Annotated in this window: 15 protein-coding genes and 2 pseudogenes; 11 read left to right on the top strand and 6 right to left on the bottom strand. The window is 72.3% G+C overall.

Features of this window, described 5'->3' with window-relative positions; all coding sequences use genetic code 11:
- The first annotated feature begins 76 nt into the window (after positions 1-76).
- A complete protein-coding gene (locus AC3IPY_RS13790; RefSeq protein ID WP_489184846.1) occupies positions 77-1768 on the top strand; it encodes a glycosyltransferase family 2 protein in 1692 nt (563 codons plus the stop codon).
- 66 nt (positions 1769-1834) lie between these two features.
- Here AC3IPY_RS13790 and AC3IPY_RS13785 read toward each other — a convergent pair whose 3' ends face one another.
- Positions 1835-2779, bottom strand: coding sequence for a polysaccharide pyruvyl transferase family protein (locus tag AC3IPY_RS13785; RefSeq protein ID WP_489184845.1), 945 nt, complete (start codon positions 2777-2779; stop codon positions 1835-1837).
- A 130-nt stretch (positions 2780-2909) separates the two neighbouring features.
- Between AC3IPY_RS13785 and AC3IPY_RS13780 the strand changes: the two are divergent.
- Positions 2910-3533: pseudogene (locus AC3IPY_RS13780) on the top strand (glycosyltransferase family 2 protein); the annotation flags it as partial.
- A gap of 810 nt (positions 3534-4343) precedes the next feature.
- Here AC3IPY_RS13780 and AC3IPY_RS13775 read toward each other — a convergent pair.
- A complete protein-coding gene (locus tag AC3IPY_RS13775; RefSeq protein ID WP_489184844.1) occupies positions 4344-5327 on the bottom strand; it encodes a GlxA family transcriptional regulator in 984 nt (327 codons plus the stop codon).
- An 82-nt stretch (positions 5328-5409) separates the two neighbouring features.
- On the opposite strand from AC3IPY_RS13775, the gene AC3IPY_RS13770 reads away from it, so the two are divergent.
- The 5 genes from AC3IPY_RS13770 (at position 5410) to AC3IPY_RS13750 (ending at position 11830) form a co-directional block, all read left to right on the top strand.
- Positions 5410-5550, top strand: a complete 141-nt coding sequence (locus tag AC3IPY_RS13770; protein ID WP_489184843.1) for a hypothetical protein — start codon at positions 5410-5412, stop codon at positions 5548-5550.
- 35 nt (positions 5551-5585) lie between these two features.
- On the top strand, positions 5586-6554 hold the full coding sequence (galE, locus tag AC3IPY_RS13765; RefSeq protein ID WP_489184842.1) for a UDP-glucose 4-epimerase GalE: 969 nt from the start codon (positions 5586-5588) through the stop codon (positions 6552-6554).
- Between the two features lie 192 nt (positions 6555-6746).
- Complete coding sequence (locus AC3IPY_RS13760; RefSeq protein WP_489184841.1) at positions 6747-7067, top strand: WhiB family transcriptional regulator; 321 nt, start codon at positions 6747-6749, stop codon at positions 7065-7067.
- 214 nt (positions 7068-7281) lie between these two features.
- On the top strand, positions 7282-10392 hold the full coding sequence (locus tag AC3IPY_RS13755) for a glycosyltransferase (RefSeq protein ID WP_489184840.1): 3111 nt from the start codon (positions 7282-7284) through the stop codon (positions 10390-10392).
- Complete coding sequence (locus tag AC3IPY_RS13750; protein ID WP_489184839.1) at positions 10382-11830, top strand: DUF5719 family protein; 1449 nt, start codon at positions 10382-10384, stop codon at positions 11828-11830. The genes AC3IPY_RS13755 and AC3IPY_RS13750 overlap by 11 nt, the downstream gene beginning before the upstream one ends.
- Before the next feature lie 34 nt (positions 11831-11864).
- Here the strand turns inward: AC3IPY_RS13750 and AC3IPY_RS13745 are convergent, their stop codons facing one another.
- Positions 11865-12305 carry a hypothetical protein gene (locus AC3IPY_RS13745; RefSeq protein ID WP_489184838.1) on the bottom strand — a complete coding sequence of 147 codons (441 nt, stop codon included), beginning with the start codon at positions 12303-12305 and terminating at the stop codon, positions 11865-11867.
- Positions 12306-12349: 44 nt separating this feature from the next.
- Here AC3IPY_RS13745 and AC3IPY_RS13740 point away from each other — a divergent pair, with 44 nt between their 5' ends.
- The 3 genes and pseudogenes from AC3IPY_RS13740 to ahcY all read left to right on the top strand — a co-directional run bounded on the left by AC3IPY_RS13740 (position 12350) and on the right by ahcY (position 15675).
- The gene (locus AC3IPY_RS13740) at positions 12350-12568 is read left to right on the top strand and encodes a DUF3499 family protein (protein WP_489184837.1); all 219 of its coding nucleotides are present in this window, start codon (positions 12350-12352) and stop codon (positions 12566-12568) included.
- On the top strand, positions 12565-14004 hold the full coding sequence (locus AC3IPY_RS13735; protein ID WP_489184836.1) for a phosphomannomutase/phosphoglucomutase: 1440 nt from the start codon (positions 12565-12567) through the stop codon (positions 14002-14004). The genes AC3IPY_RS13740 and AC3IPY_RS13735 overlap by 4 nt, the downstream gene beginning before the upstream one ends.
- 191 nt (positions 14005-14195) lie before the next feature.
- Positions 14196-15675, top strand: a pseudogene (gene ahcY / locus AC3IPY_RS13730) (adenosylhomocysteinase).
- A 137-nt stretch (positions 15676-15812) separates the two neighbouring features.
- Here the strand turns inward: ahcY and AC3IPY_RS13725 are convergent.
- Positions 15813-16661 carry an RDD family protein gene (locus AC3IPY_RS13725; RefSeq protein WP_489184835.1) on the bottom strand — a complete coding sequence of 283 codons (849 nt, stop codon included), beginning with the start codon at positions 16659-16661 and terminating at the stop codon, positions 15813-15815.
- Positions 16662-16678: 17 nt separating this feature from the next.
- Between AC3IPY_RS13725 and AC3IPY_RS13720 the strand changes: the two genes are divergently transcribed.
- On the top strand, positions 16679-17674 hold the full coding sequence (locus AC3IPY_RS13720; protein ID WP_489184834.1) for a stage II sporulation protein M: 996 nt from the start codon (positions 16679-16681) through the stop codon (positions 17672-17674).
- Positions 17675-17931: 257 nt separating this feature from the next.
- Here the strand turns inward: AC3IPY_RS13720 and AC3IPY_RS13715 are convergent, their stop codons facing one another.
- On the bottom strand, positions 17932-18663 hold the full coding sequence (locus AC3IPY_RS13715; RefSeq protein WP_489184833.1) for an aquaporin: 732 nt from the start codon (positions 18661-18663) through the stop codon (positions 17932-17934).
- A 266-nt stretch (positions 18664-18929) separates the two neighbouring features.
- On the bottom strand, positions 18930-20279 hold the full coding sequence (locus AC3IPY_RS13710) for a DUF58 domain-containing protein (RefSeq protein ID WP_489184832.1): 1350 nt from the start codon (positions 20277-20279) through the stop codon (positions 18930-18932).
- Position 20280: the final 1 nt, after the last annotated feature.

The following is a 20280-nucleotide window of genomic DNA, read 5'->3' as shown; positions in this document are numbered from 1 at the left end:
GGCGAGCACATGAACGGAGCCTGCCCTGAATCACAGTGCGACCAAGTCCTCGATCTCGCCCGAGCCGGTCGTGTCGGTGATCGTTCCCGTCTTCGATTCCGAGGAGTGGCTCCCCGCGCTCATCGGTTCGCTCCGCGAGCAGACGCTCGAGCGCTGGGAGGCGATCCTCGTGCTCGACGGTCCGACCGACGGCTCTGCCGAGATCTCGACGGCCGCAGCCCGTGAGGATGCCAGGTTCGTCGTGGTCGAGACCGAGAACGGCGGAGCCGGGAGGGCCCGCAACATCGGCCTGGAGCGGGCGAGCGCCGAGTACATCGCCTTCTTCGACTCCGACGACATCGTGCCGCCCAATGCGCTCGAGCTCCTCGTCGACTCGCTGCGGGCCTCCGGCTCGGACCTCGCGACCGGCGTCGCCCTGCAGTCGCGCGGCGGCACGAGCGGTACCTGGCCGTACTGGACCATGACGGGCGGCGCCCACGCGCGTCCGGCGCTCGGCACCGACCTCGCCGCGCGACCCGAGCTCATCTTCGATCACACCGTCTGGAACAAGGCCTACCGGGCCGACTTCCTGCGTGCGAACTCGATCGGCTTCCCCGAGGGGACGACCTGCGAGGACCTGTTGTTCTGCGCGCGGGCCTTCGCGGCCGCGAAACGGGTCGACGTGCTCGCCTCGACGGTGTACGTGCACCGACGCCGGCCCGGGTCGGTCACGACGTCGGGGCATTTCAACGCGGTGGCCCTCACCGACTGGATGACCCAGATCGAGGCCTGCGCCCGGCTCGTCGACGAGATCGGGTCTCCGCAGCTCTCAGCGGTCTTCGCCCAGCGACTGCTGCACGACGAGGCCTGGACGAGGGCGTCGCAGTGGGCCGACATGCCCGAAGGGCCCCTCGCCGAGCGGCTCGCGGCGGCGTGCGGGCGGTTCCTCGAGCGCGCCCCGCGGTCGGTCGTCGACCGGCTCCCGGCGTCCAAGCGCGCCACGTACCTGCTGATGGCGCGCGGCGCGCACGACCTCGCCGACCTCGTCTGCGGCACGGTCGATCCGCGAGGGCTCACGACGGCACGCCTCGAGGCGCTCTGCGAGGTGATCGGCGCGGCCGACTTCCGCGCGCTCGCCACCGCGCTCGTGAAGCACAACCTCGTGGATCCGGTGTTCGACCTCGACGTGTCGATCTTCGACGAGGTCGCGCTCCGCGACGCGCGCACGTTCCTGCGCGCGTTGCCCGAACTCGACCGGGTCGACCTGCTGCACCGTCGTCAGCAGAGCGAGGCGGTGCTCGCGGCGATCGGGTCGGGCGATCGAGGCACGCTCTCGCGCATCCGCTTCGGTGCAGCCGCCCCCATCGAGTTCCGGGCGGCGCGGTGGGTTCCCGGGGCGAATGCGATCGAGCTGTGGGGGCCGTGGGCGCAGGTCGCGGAGTCGGCGACGTGGGTCTCATCCGACGGCGTGCGACTCGTCGTGCCGGTGGTGCTCGACCACCACCGGGTGCGCATCGCCCTGCCGTCGGAGGCCCGGCCGGGCGCGGGCGCGGGCGCAGAACTCGGGCTCCTCGTGCGGAGGCCGGCCCCGGCCGACGTGGACGTCCTCGTCCGCATCGCCGCCCCGCCGCGGTCGAGCAGGTTCGACCGGTTCTCGGCGACCCGGGCGAGCGACGGCCTGCTCGTCATCCGCGATCGCGGATCCTTCGGGCCGAGGATCGGGCGGGCACTGCGGCGCCGGGCCGGTGCATGGCGGGCGAGGGTCATCCGACGGCGCACGCCCGAGTGACTCGGATGACGCGGGCGGGCCGCGCGAGGCGCCGGTCCGGCGACGCACCGCGACCTCGGTGACGCGTCAGGCCGGGCTCTGCGCGGCTCGGCCGAGGCCATCGAGCAGCTCGAACGAGGCGGCTTCCTGCTGGGTCGTGCGACCGACCCGATCCCGAAGCTCCCGTGCGGCGCGCGCCGACGTCCGGGGCGAGGGCGCCCCGCTCGCCCGGCGCGGCGCCGCGTACTCGCCGGCGGTCCAGAGGTCGCCGGGGAACGCGCGCGTCAGCGCATCGAGATCGATGCGGGGCGCAGCGACGGGGCCGAGCTCGAGCGCATGCTCGAAGCTTGTCGCGAACTCGACGTTGAAGCGCCCGGTGGAGGCGTAGTAGTCGACGTACTTGAAGGGGTGCTCGACCTCGGAGGCCATGGGGCGCGCGGGCACGCCGAACGCATCGGCCAGGATCAGGCCGTGCAACGAGGTTCCCGTCACGAACCCCGCCCTCGCGATCTCTCGCATGACCTCGAACGGGTCGCCGATCGGGGAGACCCGCACGCGCTCGTCGAACCTCTCGATCTCATGCAGGTTCGGGACCGCGATCGAGCGTCGTTGCGAGGCATCCGCGGTGGGGCCCAGCTCGGGCCAGATGCGCGCGGCGAGCAGCGCGGGATCGCCGTAGACCCTTGGGGCCCGGATGCCGGAGGCGAGCACGGCGCACCGCGTGAACGGCCCCCGCAGGGCTCGGATGTCGAGCTGACGCGGCAGCGCGGGCGGCTCCTTCCCGTTGATGCCCGCACCCCAGACGACGTCGCCCGTCGTCGCGAAATGCAGCACCGAGCCGACGGTGAGCAGGCGGCCGGGGAACACCGCGCGCGGCGATCCGGGGGGCCGGCGAACGAGCCGATCCACGAGGCGCTCCACGATCAGCGGGCCGAGCAGGTCGCCGAAGTTCGAGACGCGTGCGCCGTCGCGGTCGGGGTTCCAGCGCACGCACGCCACGCCAGCGATGTCCTCGACGAGATCGGTCTGCACGCGCTCAGCATAGGCGGGCGGAACGTCGCGGACCGTGGTCGATCGTGCACGCGGCCGGGCGGTACGCGACCCCGCGACGCAGCGTATTCCTGCTGTTCACCTGGGCGTCGTCCGGCGTCGCCGACGCGACATGTTCGAGTTGTACGTTGCGGCCGTGATGTCGATGAGCGGTCGAGTACGAGGTGCCCTGCGGCGAGTCGCAGGCCCGGGTCTGCAGGTCTCCCGCGCGGTGGCGCTCCGCCGGCGGATGTCGCGGGGCAGGGCCTTCGCGGCCCGGGTCGCTCCCGCCGACCGCCGGGCCGGCTGGATCTCCGTGATCATGCCGACGAAGGACGTCGTCGGCTACATCGACGCGAGCCTGGCGTCGGTGCTCGGGCAGGACCACCAGCAGGTCGAGGTCGTCGTCGTCGACGATCACTCGATCGACGGGACGCGCGAACGGCTCGCGGAATGGGAGCGACGGGACTCGCGCGTGCGGGTGTTCGACGTCGACGTCTCGGACCCGAACGCGGCCCGCAACCACGGCATCCGGCGAACAGCAGGTGAATTCCTGACCTTCCTCGACGGCGACGACGTGCTGCTCCCCGGGGCGTACCGGGACCTAGTGGGCAGCCTCGAGCGCACCCGGTCCGACTTCGTCGTCGCCGGATACGATCGCCTCTCGGGTCGGCGGCGGCATCCGGCGGCATTCTGGATCGACGAGGCGCATGCGACGCGACGCGAGCGCACGACCCTCGCGGAGCATCCGGACATCATGGTCAACGCGGTGCAGTGGAGCAAGGTGTACCGCAGGTCGTTCTGGGACGGCGCGGGTCTGTCCTTCCCCGAAGGAGGCCACTTCCAGGACCAGGTGCTGAGCGCGACCGCGTTCTCGCGGGCGCGGGCGTTCGACGTGCTCGACCGGAAGACCGTGTCGTGGCGGATCCGGGAGGCGGGCACGTCGATGACGCAGCAGTCCGCGTCGACACGGCAGATCGCGGACCGGTTCTCGACGTCCGTCTCGGCGCTCGAGGTGCTCGACTGGGAGGCGGGCGCCGATCTCGCGCGCCGACGCCTCGTGCAGTACCTCTCGAACGACATCGCCATCGCCGCGTCGAGACTGCCCGACATGGACGACGAGGCCTACGACGTGTTCGCGTCGGGCCTCGCCCGACTCGCACCGTCGGCCGACCGGTGGGACGTCTGGAACGAGGTCCCGGCGGCGCCGAAGGTGCTGTACGCGCTGATCCTCGCCGACGACGAGGCGAAGGCCAGGGCGTTCGTGCGACGCGGCGGGCTGGACCTGCTGCGGCACCGCGTCGTCGGACTCGGCGGGGCCGCGTACGTCTGCCTGCCGTTCTGGGGCGACTCGGATCCGCTCGTCGGGCTCGAGTGGTTCCGGGCCTCGCCGCGCGACCTGCAGGTGCTCGCCGATCACGGGCGGCCGTTCGTGGCGGGGTCGCCCGCGACGCGCGAGGCCGAGGTCGCGCCGGTCGCAGCGCTCGACGAGCTGGAGTTCGCCGACACGCTGCTCGACGGTGCCGGGTTCGAGGAGGAGCTGCTCGACGCGGCGACCGCGGCGGCGTCAGGCGCCCGCGGCGACGAGCTCGCGCGCGGGCTCGGCGCGCACGCCGAAGAGGCGTCGGTACGCGGTGGGCGTGGTCTGCAGGACCTTGACGAAGTGGTGGCGCATCACCGCGGCGGCGCCGAAGCCCGTCTCGCGGGCGATCTCCTCGAGTGAGAGCGACGTCTCTTCGAGCAGCTGCTGGGCTCGGAGCAGGCGCTGGCGGTTGAGCCACGCATTCGGCGTTGTGCCGGTCTCGGCGCGGAAGCGGCGGGCGAACGTGCGCGGCGACATGAGCGCCTTGCGCGCGAGCAGGTCGACCGTGAGGTCTTCGTCGAGGTGCTCGAGCATCCACGCGGTCACCGTGGCGAAGGAGTCGCTGCGGCACTCGGGCACCGGCGTCTGGATGAACTGCGACTGCCCGCCGTCGCGCTGCGGCGGCACGACCATGCGCCGGGCGACGATGTTGGCGGCGGCGGCGCCGAGCTCGGTGCGCACGATGTGCAGTGCGGCATCGATGCCGGCCGCGGTGCCCGCGCCCGTGACGATGCGACCGTCTTGCACGAAGAGCACGTCGGGGTCGACCTCGGTGTCGGGGAACATCTCGGCCATCTGGTCGGTGTACATCCAGTGCGTGGTCGCCCTGCGGCCCGCGAGCACGCCCGCGTGCCCGAGCGTGAACGCGCCGGAGCAGACCGAGAGCACCCAGGCGCCGCGATCGACGGCCTTGCGGATGACGTCGAGCACGCGCTCGTCGGGCTCTGCGCCGATGAGCGATGCGGGCACGGCGACGAGATCGGCCTCGTAGGCGAAGTCGAGGTTCTCGTGCACGACGACGTCGAACCCCAGCTTCGTCGAGATGGGGCCGGGCTCGGCGGCGACGACGTGGAAGTCGAACGTCGGACCGCCCTGCGCCGAGCGGTCGATGCCGAAGACCTCGCAGACGACCCCGAACTCGAACGGGGCCATCTGTGGGAGCGCGATGCAGGCGACGGAGGTGAGCACGGTTTCTCCTTGGCAGGAAATGGTTGATTGTTGTCAAGCCTGCCAGTCGCGGCAGGATATGGCAAGAGGAAGACTTTCTGCCATGACCACGATCCTTCTCATCATCATCGTCTCGCTCGTCGTGTGGGCGCTCGTCGGCACGATCGTCGTCGCGGGCCGCGACGGCTTCCACCGCATCCCCGCCCGCAGCACGTACCGGCGCACCCCCGTTAGCATCGACTGAGGCTGCCGACCGGGTGCGGCCCGGAAAGGCAGGACATGAGCTGGCTCGTCACCGGAGGCGCCGGATACATCGGCGCCCACGTCGTCCGCGCATTCGCGGAGCAGGGCATCGACGCGGTCGTGTTCGACGACCTCTCCTCGGGCAAGCGCGACTTCGTCGCCGGCACCACCCCGTTCGTGCAGGGGTCGATCCTCGACGGCGAACTGCTCGAGTCCACGTTCGAGCGGTACGGCGTGCAGGGCGTCGTGCACCTCGCCGGCTTCAAGTACGCGGGCGTCTCGGTCACGAGGCCGCTGCACACCTACCAGCAGAACGTCACCGGCACGGCGACCCTCCTCGCGGCCATGGAACGCGCGGGCGTCGACCGCATCGTCTTCTCCTCGAGCGCGGCCGTCTACGGCACGCCCGACGTCGACCTCGTCACCGAGTCCACGCCGAAGCATCCCGAATCCCCGTACGGCGAGTCCAAGCTCATCGGCGAATGGCTGCTCGCCGACCAGGCGAAGGCCGCGGGGCTCCGCCACACGAGCCTGCGCTACTTCAACGTCGTCGGCTCCGGCACGCCCGACATCTACGACGCGAGCCCGCACAACCTCTTCCCGCTCGTCTTCGACGCCCTGCTCGACGGTCGCACGCCTCGCATCAACGGCACCGACTACCCGACCCCCGACGGCACCTGCGTGCGCGACTACATCCACGTCGCCGACCTCGCCGCCGCGCATGTGGTCGCCGCGAAGCGCCTCGACGCCGGCGAACCCCTCGAGCCCGTCTACAACCTGGGCTCCGGCGACGGCGTCTCGGTCGGCGAGATCATGCAGGCCGTCGCGGCCGGCACCGGCATCGCCTTCGAGCCCGAGCGGGCCGAGCGCCGCGCCGGCGACCCGGCCCGCATCGTCGCCTCCGGAGAGCTCGCCGCGCGCGACCTCGACTGGCGCATGCGGCACTCCCTCGCCGACATGGTCGCCAGCGCGTGGAGCGCGCGGCAGGCCGCCGCGACCTCCTGAGACGGTCCCGGCCGGTCCGCGGCATCCGCTCAGATCACAACTCGTCAACACCCTCGGCGTGTCGAGCGCGTGGTGAAGCCTCGAGGGCATGTCGAGGGTTTACGATCTGCGACTTGACTCTCGCGAATTACACCGGTGTAATTGGTCAAGACACACCCTTCGGGTGGTCGGTACAACTGGGTGGGAGACGATATGAGCAATCCTGAATATCGTTCTGGAGTACCTGACGATTGGTTCATCGATCCGGTTCGGCTCGGCGTTCCTGGGGTTCGTCCGGGGGCCGGCGACGACAATCCGCTGGCATGGCAGAGCGACGCGCTGTGCGCGCAAACCGATCCGGAGGCGTTCTTCCCTGAGAAGGGCGGCTCCACACGCGATGCGAAGAAGATCTGCACGGGCTGCGAGGTGCGGGCGCAATGCCTCGAATACGCACTCGGCAACGACGAGCGCTTCGGCATCTGGGGAGGGCTGTCCGAACGCGAACGCCGCAAGCTCCGCAAACGCGCGGTCTGACCGACCGGGCTGATCGAATGGGCGCCACCCCTCGGGGTCGGCGCCCGTTCGCGTCCCATGCCTCCCCCGACCCTTTGCGGACTGGAGGACCCCTGCTCCCTTGCCTCCACCCCGCAAACGCTCGCAGGAGCGCTGATCTCTGAGAACGGCCGGGTTTCGAGGCACGCCCACGCGGTTCCGGATGCCGCGCTGACCGACGCCTAGGCTTGCCCCGATGTTCCCCAGAGTCACCGCCGTCCTCGTCGCTCGTCACGGCGGCGACCGCCTCCGGCACACGTTGGAGGCCATCGGCGCGCAGCGGCGTTCGCCCGACGTGTTCGTCATCGTGCTGAGCCACGCCGAGGGCGACGCCCGAGAACTCGCGGCCGGCGCCGGCGCGACGCACATCGTCGAGACCGGCGAGGCGCTCTCGTTCGGCGATGCCGTCAAGGCGGGCGAGCGCGTGCTCGACGCGCCGACCGACGAATCCGACGCGCTGTGGCTGCTCGCCGAGGACTCCGCACCCGAACCCGACGCGCTCGAGCGCCAGCTCGCGACGCTCGTGAACGGGCGCACCGTCGCGATCGCCGGGCCCAAGCTCGTGCGGTGGGACGAACCCGACCAGCTCGTCGGGCTCGGACGCACGATGACGAGGCTCGGCCGTTCGGTGCCCGTCGTGCCCGAAGAGCTCGACCAGGGGCAGCACGACCACCAGAGCGACGTGCTCGGCATCGACCCGGCGGGCGTGCTCGTGCGACACACCGTGTGGCAGGCGCTCGGCGGGTTCGACCCCGCGCTTCCGAGCCTCGACGACGGACTCGACCTCGGCGTGCGCGCCAGGCTCGCCGGCCACCGCGTGATCGTCGAGCCCGACGCGCGCGTGCGATTCGCGGGCGTCGGCGTCGCCGGGCCCCAGCTCGGCCACCGCGGGTCCGTGCGCCGCCGCCGCGACCGACTCGCCAGGGCGGCGACCCTGCATCGGCGGCTGGTCTATGCGCCGGCGGCCGTGGTGCCCCTGCACTGGCTCACGTTCCTCCCGCTCGCGATCCTGCGATCGATCGTCATGCTCCTCGGCAAGAAACCCGGCGCGATCCTCGGCGAGTTCGGCGCGGCGCTCGGCGTGATGTTCGCCGGCGCTCGCGTGGCCCGCGCGCGGCGCGTGCTCGCCTCCGCACGCACCACCGGTTGGTCGGCCGTCGCCCCGCTCCGGCTGCAGCCCGACGAGGCGAGGCGCCGTCGCGAGGCCGCGGCGGAGGCCAGGCGCATCCGCGCCAGAGGGCGTGCCGACGACGTCGCGTTCATCGGCACGGGCGGCGGCTGGGTGCTGCTCGTCTCGGTCGTGGCATCCGTCGTGCTCTTCTCCTGGATGCTCGGCGCCGGCGGACTCGGCGGCGGGGGACTCCTCCCGCTCTCGAACGGGCTGGGCGAGCTCTGGCGCAACGCCGCATACGGCTGGCGCGACATCGGGGCCGGCTTCACGGGAGCCGCCGACCCGTTCGCCGCAGTGCTCGCCCTGCTCGGATCGATCGCGTTCTGGGCGCCCTCGTTCGCGATGGTCCTGCTCTGGCTGCTCGCGCTCCCGGCCGCGGCCCTCGGCGCCTGGATCGCCGCTTCGCGACTGAGCGAACGCGGGTCGGTGCGCGCGGTCGTCGCCCTGCTCTGGATGTTCGGCCCGATGTTCCTCGCGGCCCTCGCCGACGGCCGCCCGGGCGCCGTGCTCGCCCACGTGCTGCTCGGCTGGCTCGCCTACGCCGCGCTCGGCGCCGCCCGCTCGTGGTCCTCGTCGGCGACGGCCGCCCTGCTCTTCGCCGCGGTGATCGCGGCCGCACCGAGCCTCGCACCCGTGCTCGTGATCGGCTGGCTCGTCGCACTCGCGGTCAGCGGCCGGGCCGCCGTGCGGCTCGCCTGGCTGCCCGTGCCGGCCCTCGCGCTCGCGCTGCCGCTCATCGTCGAGCAGATCGCCGGCGGCACGCCGCTCGCGCTCGCCGCGGATCCCGGCCTCCCGCTCGGCAGCGCGACGCCCACGGCGTGGGAGCTCGCGCTCGGACTCCCGCAAGCCGGCTGGGGAGGCTGGCCCGACGCGGTCGCCGCGATCCCCGCGCTCGCCGGGCTCGACGCGTTCACGATCATGCTCGTGCTCACCGGCCTCATGGTGCCGCTCGCGCTCGTCGCCCTCGGCGCGTTCCTCGGGCGCGGCATCCGCGTGGTGCTGCTCGCCGCGGCCGTCGTGATCGGCGGGTTCGTCACGGCCTTCGCCGCCACGCAGATCTCGGTCGCCGTCGCCGGCGACGACGCGATCGCGGTCTGGGCCGGCGCCGGCCTCAGCTTCGCCTGGCTCGGCGTGCTCATCGCGGCCGCGGTCGGCGTCGACGCGCTTCCGCGCTTCCGCGCAGGCCTCGGCGCCGTGCTCATCGTCTGCGCGGTGTTCGCCGTGATGCCGACGCTCGGCGCGCTCGCGACCGGATCCGCCACGGTCTCACCGGCGTCCATCCGCTCGGTGCCCGCCTTCGTCGAGGCCGAGGCCGAGGTCGACCCCAGGGTCGCGACCCTGCGCATGGAGCCGCTGCCGGGCGGCGGGCTTCGCGCCACCCTCGTGCACGGCACCGGCGAGACGCTCGACGACCAGTCCACGCTCGCCCAGACGCGAACCGAGCTCACCGACGACGAGCGCGAGCTCGCGACCATCGCCGGCAACCTCGCGAGCCGCAGCGGATTCGATGCGGATGCCGCGGTGCGCGAGTTCGGCGTCTCCTTCGTGCTGCTCGGCCAGGCGCCCGACGACGCCTCCTCGCTCGGCACGGCCGAACGCGCGCGGGTCGCGCTCGACGGCAACCCCGCGCTCATCTCGGTCGGCGAGACCGACTTCGGCACGCTCTGGCGCTTCGTCGACGCCGAGGCGGATGCCGCGGCCGCACAGATCCCGGCGGTCACGGGTTGGCCCGCCGGCCTGATCACCTGGGTGCAGCTGCTCGTGCTGCTCGCGACGCTGCTGCTGTCCATCCCCACCGGGGCCGGGCGCGAGGCGGACCGCCGACCCGTGCGGCCGAAGCGCGTGCGCGCCGAGAAGCCGATCGCCGCGCTGCCGTCCGAGGTTGCGGAGGCCGAGGCGAGTGAGGCCGAGGTCGCAGAGGTCGCAGAGGCCGAGGCTGACGAGCCGCAGCGCGAGGCCGTCGAGCCGGTCGAGGCAGCGCAGCCGGTCGAACCGACCGAATACGACGACGCCGCCGATGACGCCCTGCCCGAGGCATCCGCTTCGCCTGGCGAGCCAGCCGAGCCGGAAGAGCCCGCCGCACCCGCGGAGCCGACCGACCGCCCAGAGACCGGGGAGGCCCCCGATGCCCGTTGAGCGTCGCCGCATCATCCGCACGGGCGTGCGCGTCGTCGTCGCGCTGGCCGTCGGAGCCGTCGCGGTCGCCGTGGTGGGCGCCGCGGCCGTCGTGCCATGGCCCGAGCATCGCGCCGAGCCGGGGTCCGTCGTCGTGGCCCCCGCCGAGGCGGTCCAGCAGCGCGTGTGCCCGGGGCCCCTGCTCTCGATCGGCGACGACGCGACGGCCGCGACCGCCCTCGAATCCTTCGGGTCGACCTCGGTCGTGACCGCGACGGTGCCCGACGACGCCGAGATCGAGAAGATCTCGCTCGAGGCCCCCGAGAACGCGCAGGCGGGCAACGACGGGTCGCCCGTCGTGCTCGACGCCCAGCCCGGAACCGTCGACTCCGGCATGCTCGCCGGCGCCCAGTCGCAGACCGCGAACACCGACCTGCTCAGGGGCTTCGCCGCGGCATCCTGCACCGAGGCGACCTCCGAGTCGTGGCTCGTCGCCGGGTCGACGACACTCGGACGCAGCAGCCTCGTCCTGCTCGCCAACCCCACCGACGTGGCCGCCACGGTCGACGTGCGGGTGAGCGGCGAATCGGGCCCGGTCGAGGCGCGCTCGGCGCTCGGCATCACCGTCGCGCCCCGCACGCAGCGGGTGCTCTCGCTCGCGGGCCTCGCGCCGAACCTCGCTTCGCCGGTCGTGCACGTCACGAGCACGGGCGGTGCGATCGCGGCTTCCCTCCAGCAGTCGGCGATCGCGGGACTGGCTCCCGCCGGAATCGAGCTCACCGGGCCGACGGCCGCGCCGGCGACCTCGCTCGTCATCCCGGGCGTCGTCATCGGCGCGTCGGGCGGCGTCGACGCCGACGAGGATCACGCCGAGGGCGACGCGTTCCCGGCCGTGCGGCTGCTCGCACCGGGCGATGACGCGGTCGAGGTGACGATCGGCATCGCCCAGGCGGGCGGCGGCGACGGCGACTCGATCGACGTCGAACTGCAGCCGGGCGGCGTCAGCGACATCCCGCTCGGCGACCTCGCCGCCGGCACCTACACCGTGCGCATCGAGGCGGACGCGCCCGTCGTCGCGTCCGCGCGGTCAACGGTCGGCAGCGCCGAGTCGGCGACGGATGCCGCGGCCCCGGCCGATCTCGCCTGGTTCGTCGCCGCGCAGCCGCTGCTCGAGAACGCCGTGGTCGCCGTCGCGAGCGGACCGTCGGCCACACTGCAGCTCGCCGGCGGCGAGGAGGGCCCGGTCGAGGCATCCGTCACCGTCGATGGGCGGAGGACCGAGGTCGAGGTGCCCGCCATGGGCGCGGTGTCGGTGCCGATCCGCGGACGGGTCGTCGTGCTCGAGGGCGTCGAGGGCGTGTCGGCGGCGGTCACGTACCGCAGCGACACGGCGCTCGCGGCGTTCGCCCTGCAGCCGCCGGGGCCGCTGGACACGCCGATCCGGGTGTATCCGCGCTGACCCGTGGCCGGGGGCCGGCGCTCGGCTCCGCAGGTCAGAGGTGCCGGTAGCGCCCGGGCGCGAGCTCCCACGGATCCTTGTCGAGGAACTCGGCCACGGCCCGGAACACGCAGCTCTCGATGAGGAGCTTCTCGTCGCGCTCCTCGCCCTCCTGCAGGCGCAGGAAGCGCACGATCGGCAGCCGGTGGAAGGTGATGCGGCGCTCGTCGTGCGCGACCTTCCATCGGTCGATGTGGTCGACGTGGATCGCCTCGGCCGGAGCCTGGGTCACCTCGAAGACGACGCCCTCGAGTTCGGGCCAGAGCCCGCGCAGGTACGCGGCAGTGCCGGCGACCGTGGTGTCGAACTCCTCGATGCGGGTGCTGAGCGGCTCGAGGTGCGGGCCGGTGACGGCCGAGCGCATGCCGCGCCCGTGACGGTCGCGGGCGAGTCGCCTCGGCGAACGCGGACTTGCGACACGACGTGATCGAGGCATGCCTCCATCGTAATGTCCGCGCGCGTCGGTACGCTGGTCGAGCCATGAAGAGACGTTGTTCGCGAACCGCGTGCCCCGCCGAGGCGGTCGCGACGCTCACGTTCGACTATGCGGATTCGATGGCCGTCCTCGGCCCGCTGTCCGCCGCATCCGAGCCGCACGGGTACGACCTCTGCGCGCGGCACGCGCAGCGCACCTCGGCACCCGTCGGCTGGCAGATCGTTCGATACGCCTCACCGGGTCGGGTAGATTTCACGGCATGACTTCTGCCGTTCCCCCCGTCGACCGTGAGCTCCTGAACTCGATCGTCAAGGCCTACGACGTGCGCGGCATCGTCGGCGAGGCGCTGACCGAGCAGTCGGTCGAGGCGCTCGGCGCAGCGTTCGTCGACGAGGTCGAGGCGACCGGCGCCCGCATCGTGGTCGGCCACGACATGCGCGACTCCTCGCCCGGGTTCGCCGACGCCTTCGCGCGCGGCGCCACGAGCCGCGGCGCCGACGTCGTCGCCATCGGCCTCTGCTCCACCGACGAGAGCTACTACGCGTCGGGCACGCTGCAGGCGCCCGCCGCCATGTTCACGGCGAGCCACAACCCCGCCGCCTACAACGGCATCAAGTTCTCGCGGGCCGGCGCTCAGGGCATCTCGCTCGACACCGGACTCGCGGGCATCCGCGATCGGGCGGGCGACTATCTCGAGCAGGGCGTGGAGGCCGTCGCCTCGCCGGGCACCGTGCAGCGGGTCGACGTGCTCGCCGAGTACGCCGCCTACCTCCGCGAACTCGTCGACCTCAGCGGCATCCGCCCCCTGAAGGTCGTCGTCGACGCGGGCAACGGCATGGGAGGCCTCACGGTTCCCGCCGTGCTCGGCACCGCCGCCGGCCTGCCCGAGCTGCCGCTCGAGATCGTGCCGCTCTACTTCGAGCTCGACGGCACGTTCCCCAACCACGAGGCCAACCCGCTCGAGCCCGCCAACCTCGTCGACCTGCAGCGCGCCGTGGTCGAGCACGGCGCCGATCTCGGCCTCGCCTTCGACGGCGACGCCGACCGCTGCTTCGTCGTCGACGAGCAGGGCGGGGCCGTCACGCCGTCGGCGGTCGCCGCGATCGTCGCCGTGCGCGAGATCGCCAGGGTCGCCGCGCTCGGCGAGACCGATGTCAACGTGATCCACAACCTCATCACCTCGCGCTTCGTGCCCGAGACCATCGAGGCGTCCGGCGCGGTCCCCGTGCGCACGCGGGTCGGGCACTCGCTCATCAAGGACCGCATGGCCGAGACCGGGGCGGTGTTCGGCGGCGAGCACTCCGCGCACTACTACTTCCGCGACTTCTGGGGCGCCGACAACGGCATGCTCGCGGCGATGCACGTGCTCGCCGAGTTCGGCTCGGGCCGCGACGCGCGGGCGCTCTCCGAGCTCGCCGCGCGCTACACGCCGTATGCGCTCTCGGGCGAGATCAACTCCATCGTCGACGACGTGCCCTCGGCCTACACCCGCGTCGTCGAGGCGTTCACGGGGCGAGGCGAGTTCGACGAGCTCGACGGCCTCACGGTGTTCGGCACCACCGCCGAAGACAAGCCGTTCTGGTGGTTCAACGTGCGGCCCTCGAACACCGAGCCGCTGCTGCGCCTCAACGTCGAAGGCGAAGATGCCGCGACCATGGCGGTCGTGCGCGACGAGGTGCTCGCGCTCATCCGCGCCTGACCGGGGTCTCCTGTCTTCAGAATTCAGGAACATCCCATGGTTATGCGCGCGACGCCCGTTGCGAATCGGCGTGATCCCGCGGTGCCCGGGGGCACCCGTCCTGAATTCTGCAATGAAGGTTGTGCACCGCCGGTTTGGTGCCACGGTTCCTGAGAAAGCAATGGAGGGGCCGAGCCTGCGAGAATGGTGCCATGACGCTCGCCGAGACATCCGCCCTCCCGTTCAAGGTCGCCGACCTCTCCCTCGCCGAAGCCGGCCGCCATCAGCTGCGGCTCGCCGAGAACGAGATGCCCGGCCTCATGGCCCTTCGCGCGGAGTTCGGCGCGTCCAAGCCGCTCGCGGGCGCGCGCATCGCCGGCAGCCTGCACATGACCGTACAGACGGCCGTGCTCATCGAGACCCTCGTCGCGCTCGGCGCGCAGGTGCGCTGGGCGAGCTGCAACATCTTCTCGACGCAGAACGAGGCTGCCGCAGCGGTCGCGGTCGGCCCCGACGGCACCCCCGAGGCGCCCGCGGGCGTGCCGGTGTTCGCGTGGAAGGGCGAGACCCTCGAAGAGTACTGGTGGTGCACCGACCGCATCTTCGACTGGACGGCTGAAGCGGCAGCGGCAGGCGCCGACTGGATCGGCCCGAACATGATCCTCGACGACGGCGGCGACGCAACCCTGCTCGTGCACGACGGTCGCACGTTCGAGCTCGCGGGCGCCGTTCCCGCGACGGCCGATGACGCGAGCCACGAGTACCGCGTCGTGCTCGACACGCTGCGCCGCTCGCTCGAGGTGAGCCCCGACCGGTGGACCCGCATCGCCGACGAGCTCAAGGGCGTCACCGAAGAGACCACCACGGGCGTGCACCGCCTCTACGAGCTGCACGCCAAGGGCGAGCTGCGCTTCCCGGCGATCAACGTCAACGACTCGGTCACGAAGTCGAAGTTCGACAACAAGTACGGCATCCGCCACTCGCTGCCCGACGGCCTGAACCGCGCCACCGACGTGCTCATGGGCGGCAAGGTCGCGTTCGTCGCGGGCTACGGCGACGTCGGCAAGGGTGCGGCCGAGGCCCTTCGCGGCCAGGGCGCGCGCGTCATCGTCTCCGAGGTCGACCCGATCAATGCGCTGCAGGCCGCCATGGACGGCTACCAGGTCGCCAAGCTCGAGAGCGTCATCGGCGACATCGACATCCTCGTCACGGGCACCGGCAACAAAGATGTCGTGCGTCTCGAGCACATCCTCGGCCTCAAGCACCTCGCCGTCATCGCCAACGTCGGCCACTTCGACAACGAGATCGACATGGCCGCCCTCGAGACGCTCGACGGCGCCGAGAAGGTCGAGATCAAGCCGCAGGTGCACGAGTGGCGCCTGCCCACCGGCCGCAGCGTGCTCGTGCTCAGCGAGGGGCGCCTGATGAACCTCGGCAACGCCACGGGGCATCCGTCGTTCGTCATGTCGAACTCGTTCACGAACCAGGTGCTCGCCCAGATCGAGCTGTGGACCAAGCCCGAGGCCTACCCGGTCGGCGTCTACGTGCTGCCGAAGCACCTCGACGAGAAGGTCGCGCGCCTGCACCTCGACGCGCTCGGCGTCGAGCTGCACGGTGCTCACGCCCGAGCAGGCGGCCTACATCGGCGTGCCGGTCGAGGGCCCCTACAAGGTCGACCACTACCGCTACTGATCCACGAGCGGATGCCGCGCCTCGGCGTTCTCCGACTCCTGCGACGCTTTCCGGGGTGGAGGTCGTTCAGCAGCGTGCCTCTGACGCGGGAAGCGTCGCGGGAAGCAGCTTGCGGGACCGACGCGAGAACGAGCGCGTCAGCGCCGGGGGAACCCCACCGGCGTCTCGGTCAGCACGGGCTCGAGCGTCGCGAGGCGCGCCTGCTCCAGCTCGAGGGCGCGCGCGTCACGGCCGCGGCGCAGGGCGACGACGCCGGCGAGGAATCGCTCGGGCGCGGCATCCGGAACCGGCGACACGTAGGGCGCGACCTCGGCCGCGAGCGATGCCGCCAGGCGGGTGCGGCTCGCGGGGGAGAGCTGCCGGATCTGCTCGAAGTACGCGGCGACCCGGCGGGCGAGCGGGTCGGGCAGGCGCGCGACGTCGGCGATGCCCGCCCATGACGCGAGCTCGGGCGGCACGTCGAACGCGTTCGAGACGGGCCTCGGCACGCGCTCGACCTGCGCATGCGTGCCGGCCAGGAGGTCGCCTAGCCGCTTGGACGACGGGTTGAGGAAGCCGACGAGCACGGCCAGCCCGCCGAACGTGAGGTAGATCTCGAGCACGCCGGTGAGCGCGCGGATGAACGCGTGCCGGAACCCGATGGATCCGCCGTCGTCGCGCACGACCCGCAGGCCGAGGGCGAGCTTGCCGAGCGAGCGCCCGCGCGAGGCGGTCTCGACCGCGGTGGGCACGACGACGATGATGACCACGACGCCGCCGATCAGCAGGGCGCGGAACGCGGCGCCGTCGACCGTGAGGCCTGCGCCGGCGGCGAGGAGCAGCACGCCGAGCAGCAGCACGATCGAGACGAGCACGTCGATGATGGTGCCGCCGGCGCGGATGAGGGCGCTCGCCGGCCGGAGTTCGAGCGTGACGGCCTCGCCGATGACGATGCCCTCGTCGTCGTGCAGGGCGGGTCGCGAGGGGGCGTGCGAGGCGTCGGCCATGGCTAGTATTCAAGCAGATGGACCTCGATGCGCTCGCCTCCGCCCGCCACGACGAATGGCAGCGTCTCGACGCGCTCTCGCGCGGCGGCCGGCTCGACGGCCGCGAGGCCGACGAACTCATCGAGCGCTACCAGGGCGCGGCATCCGACCTCTCGCTGGTGCAGGCCACGGTCGGCTCGACCGCGCTCGGCGACCGCCTCTCGGTGGGGCTGGCCAGGGCGCGCGTGCGCTTCACCGGCACCCCCGAGAACCCGCTGAAGATCTTCACGCGCTTCGCCGTCGTCGACCTTCCCGCGGCGCTCTACCGCATTCGATGGCTCACCCTCGTGGTCGCCGTGGTCACGGTCGTCGTCGCCGGCCTCTACGCCTGGTGGATCGGCTCCGACCCGCGCGTGCTCGCCGGTCTCGGCGACGAGGCCGAGCTGCAGCAGCTCGCCGACGAGGGTTTCGTGGCGTACTACTCCGAGAATCCGGCGGCCTCGTTCGCCGGCTCGGTGTGGACGAACAACGCGTGGATCGCCGCCCAGTGCGTCGCGTTCGGCATCACCGGGCTCTGGGTGCCGGTCGTCATCCTGCAGAACGCCCAGAACCTCGGCATCACGGCGGCCATCATGTTCGCCTACGACGAGGCCGACACGTTCTTCCTCTACATCACGCCGCACGGGCTGCTCGAGCTCACCTGCATCTTCGTCGCCGCCGCCGCGGGCCTGCGCATCTTCTGGGCCTGGGTCGCGCCCGGGCCGAGATCGCGGGGCGTCGCACTCGCGCAGGATGCCAGAGCCCTCTTCACGGTCGCGATCGGGCTCGTCTTCTTCCTCTTCGTCTCGGGCCTCATCGAGGGCTTCGTGACGCCGGCGCCGTGGCCGTGGCCGATCAAGATCGGCATCGGCGTGCTGGCGTTCGCGGGGTTCCTGGCGTACATGCTCGTGCTCGGGCGCCGCGCGTACCGGGCGGGCGCCACGGGCGACGTCGCAGCGTTCGACGCGGGCGCGACGCGCATCGTGGCCGGCTGATCCGCTGAGCCTGCCGGCACCGCGGCAGAGTTGAGTCCCGCCGGCATTCCTGCGGGAGATGAGGCGCCATCCCCGGCCACAGCGAAGATGGCGCCTCATCTCTCCTGCGACTGATCACGAGCGTCGGTCCCCATCGGGCACGGGCCGCAGACACGGAACGGCGGATGCCTCGTGCGAGACATCCGCCGTTCGTGTGAACCGGCGAACCGGCGAACCGGCGAGCAGCCGAACCGGCGAGCAGCCGAACCGGCGAGCGGCTACGCGGTGAGCTTCGCCGGGCGGTCGAAGACCGCCTTGTAGACGATGCCGGCGAGCAGCGCGCCGATGATCGGGGCGACGATCGACGCCCAGAGCTGGGTCAGGGCGATCTGGCCGCCGAAGACCGCGGTCGCGATCGAGCGCGCCGGGTTGAACGAGCCGTTCGACACGTTGCCGGCGACGAGCAGCACGACGGTGAGGGTGAGGCCGATCGCGAGCGGTGCGAGGTTCGAGGCGGCACGGCCGGCCGAGGTCACGCCGAGGATCACGAACAGGAACACGGCCGTCGAGACGATCTCGACGATGAAGAACGAGCCGAGGCCGAAGCCGCCGGGCGACAGTTCGTCGTAACCGGTCGACGCCTTCGTGAACACCGCCGCGTCGAATCCGGGACCGGTCGACAGGACGCCGAGCAGCACGACGGAGGCGAGGATGCCGCCGACGATCTGCGCGACGATGTAGCCGATCGTCTCGCGCCAGGCGAAGCGGCCCGCGATCGCGAGCCCGAGCGTGACGGCCGGATTGAAGTGGCCGCCCGAGATCGGACCGAACGCGTAGGCGCCGACCACGACGGAGAGGCCGAGCGCGAAGGCGACGCCCAGCAGGCCCGTGCCCGCCGAGGAGAAGATCACGGTGCCGACGACGGCGAGGACGAGGATGAACGTGCCGATGAGCTCGGCGGTGAGTTTCTGGGCCGTCGACGGGGCGGCGGCGGGGGTCGTGTCGGACATGACCGTTCCTTTCGTTGGACTGAACAGGGCATTCGCGCGGAAGTGCAGGGATCGGTGTGCCCCCATGCCGATCGTTGCGAACATAGCGACTGGTGCGCCTCGAACGGGGGAACTTCGCCGCGTATGACGAAATCGGTACCGGATCGACGCGGCATGACGGATGCCGCGAGTCGGGCGTGGCGGGGCCGCAGCAGGCCCCGGATGCCTCGGGCACGGCGGATGCCGCCGAGTCGGACGGCCCGACGATGCGGCCGGCCGAACGGGTCTCAGAGCTGCCCGGTGGCCTTCAGGTCGAGGTACCGGTCGGCCAGCGCGGGCGGAAGCTCGTGCGGGACGGCCGAGACGGTGTGCGCCCCCGAACGCCGGATCGCGGCGGCGACACGATCGCCGTCGAGGCCCGACCGCTCGGACGCGGCGGCGAGGTAGAGCTCGTCGACGCCGTCGCGATGGGCGGCGTCGGCGACCGTCTCGGGGTCGAGCACCGACGCCACGATGACGGTGTGCCTCGACGCGAGCTGCGGCAGCACCGAGAGCAGTCCGCGAGCGGTTCCGGGCGAATCGGCGGTGGTCAGCAGCACGACGAGCGCGCGCCGGCTCGTGATGCGGCGGATCTGGGCGGGCAGCCCGGTCCAGTCGGCCTCGATGAGCTCGGCCTCGACGTCGGCCATCGCGTCGACGAGCTGTGCGAGCAGGTGGGGACCGGTCGCGCCGGTGACCCTGGCTCGGGCGCGGCGGTCCCAGGCGAGGAAGTCGACGCGGTCGCCGGCGTGGGTCGCGAGCGCCGAGAGCAGCAGCGTCGACTCCCAGGCGGTGTCGAGGCGCGGCTCGTCGGCGATGCGTGCGGCGGCGGTGCGCGAGGTGTCGGCGACGATGACGATGCGGCGGTCGCGTTCGGGCCGCCAGGTGCGCACCATGAGCTTCGCGCTGCCATTGCGGCCGCCGCGCCCGCCGGGGGCGACATGCCTCGCCGTGGCGCGCCAGTCGATCGAGCGCACGTCGTCGCCGCGCACGTACTCGCGGATCGAGTCGAACTCGGTGCCCTGCCCGCGCACGAGCAGCGGCGTGCGGCCGTCGAGCTCGCGCAGCCGGGTGAGCCTGGCCGGCAGGTGCACGCGCGAGTGGAACGGCGGCAGCACGCGCAGCAGCCCTGGTGCGAGAAGGCTCGCCTGCCGCGACCAGAGGCCGAGCGGGCCGGCCGCGCGGATGCTCGCATGCTCGCTCCGGCGATCGCCGCGGCGCCACGGCTGCAACTGCAGGCGGATGCTTCGACGCTCACCCGCCGGTACGGCGACGCGCGTGCGGTTCGCCCCGGCGACCCCGGCCGAGGGCTCCCAGCCGTCACGAACGGTGGCTCGCAGCATCCGCTCGCCCGTGTTCGTGATGCTCAGCGTCGAGACGACCGACTCGCCGAGCCGCACCCGCGGCGGCAGGTCGCGGGCGAGCACCACCCGGCGAGGGGATGCCGCGAGCGAGAGGTCGATCGCGCCCAGCCCGATCGACAGCGCGAGCCAGCCGAGGAGCGCGAGCCACGCGGCGTCCGCCCCTGAGAGGCCCGCGATGACGACGGGCACGACGCCGAGGGCGACGAGCAGCACGAACCGACCGGTGATCGCCATG

Source organism: Agromyces sp. GL_144 (genome assembly GCF_057834305.1).
This window is presented reverse-complemented; position numbering and strand designations above follow the sequence as displayed.

What these genes read in the sequence shown, in the direction of transcription:
- AC3IPY_RS13710 (WP_489184832.1), bottom strand. Translation starts at nt 20,279, where the DNA reads ATGGCGATCACCGGTCGGTTCGTGCTGCTCGTCGCCCTCGGCGTCGTG.
- galE (WP_489184842.1), top strand. Translation starts at nt 5,586, where the DNA reads ATGAGCTGGCTCGTCACCGGAGGCGCCGGATACATCGGCGCCCACGTC.
- AC3IPY_RS13770 (WP_489184843.1), top strand. Translation starts at nt 5,410, where the DNA reads ATGACCACGATCCTTCTCATCATCATCGTCTCGCTCGTCGTGTGGGCG.
- AC3IPY_RS13715 (WP_489184833.1), bottom strand. Translation starts at nt 18,663, where the DNA reads ATGTCCGACACGACCCCCGCCGCCGCCCCGTCGACGGCCCAGAAACTC.
- AC3IPY_RS13760 (WP_489184841.1), top strand. Translation starts at nt 6,747, where the DNA reads ATGAGCAATCCTGAATATCGTTCTGGAGTACCTGACGATTGGTTCATC.
- AC3IPY_RS13750 (WP_489184839.1), top strand. Translation starts at nt 10,382, where the DNA reads ATGCCCGTTGAGCGTCGCCGCATCATCCGCACGGGCGTGCGCGTCGTC.
- AC3IPY_RS13735 (WP_489184836.1), top strand. Translation starts at nt 12,565, where the DNA reads ATGACTTCTGCCGTTCCCCCCGTCGACCGTGAGCTCCTGAACTCGATC.
- AC3IPY_RS13725 (WP_489184835.1), bottom strand. Translation starts at nt 16,661, where the DNA reads ATGGCCGACGCCTCGCACGCCCCCTCGCGACCCGCCCTGCACGACGAC.
- AC3IPY_RS13745 (WP_489184838.1), bottom strand. Translation starts at nt 12,305, where the DNA reads ATGCCTCGATCACGTCGTGTCGCAAGTCCGCGTTCGCCGAGGCGACTC.
- AC3IPY_RS13740 (WP_489184837.1), top strand. Translation starts at nt 12,350, where the DNA reads ATGAAGAGACGTTGTTCGCGAACCGCGTGCCCCGCCGAGGCGGTCGCG.
- AC3IPY_RS13720 (WP_489184834.1), top strand. Translation starts at nt 16,679, where the DNA reads ATGGACCTCGATGCGCTCGCCTCCGCCCGCCACGACGAATGGCAGCGT.
- AC3IPY_RS13755 (WP_489184840.1), top strand. Translation starts at nt 7,282, where the DNA reads ATGTTCCCCAGAGTCACCGCCGTCCTCGTCGCTCGTCACGGCGGCGAC.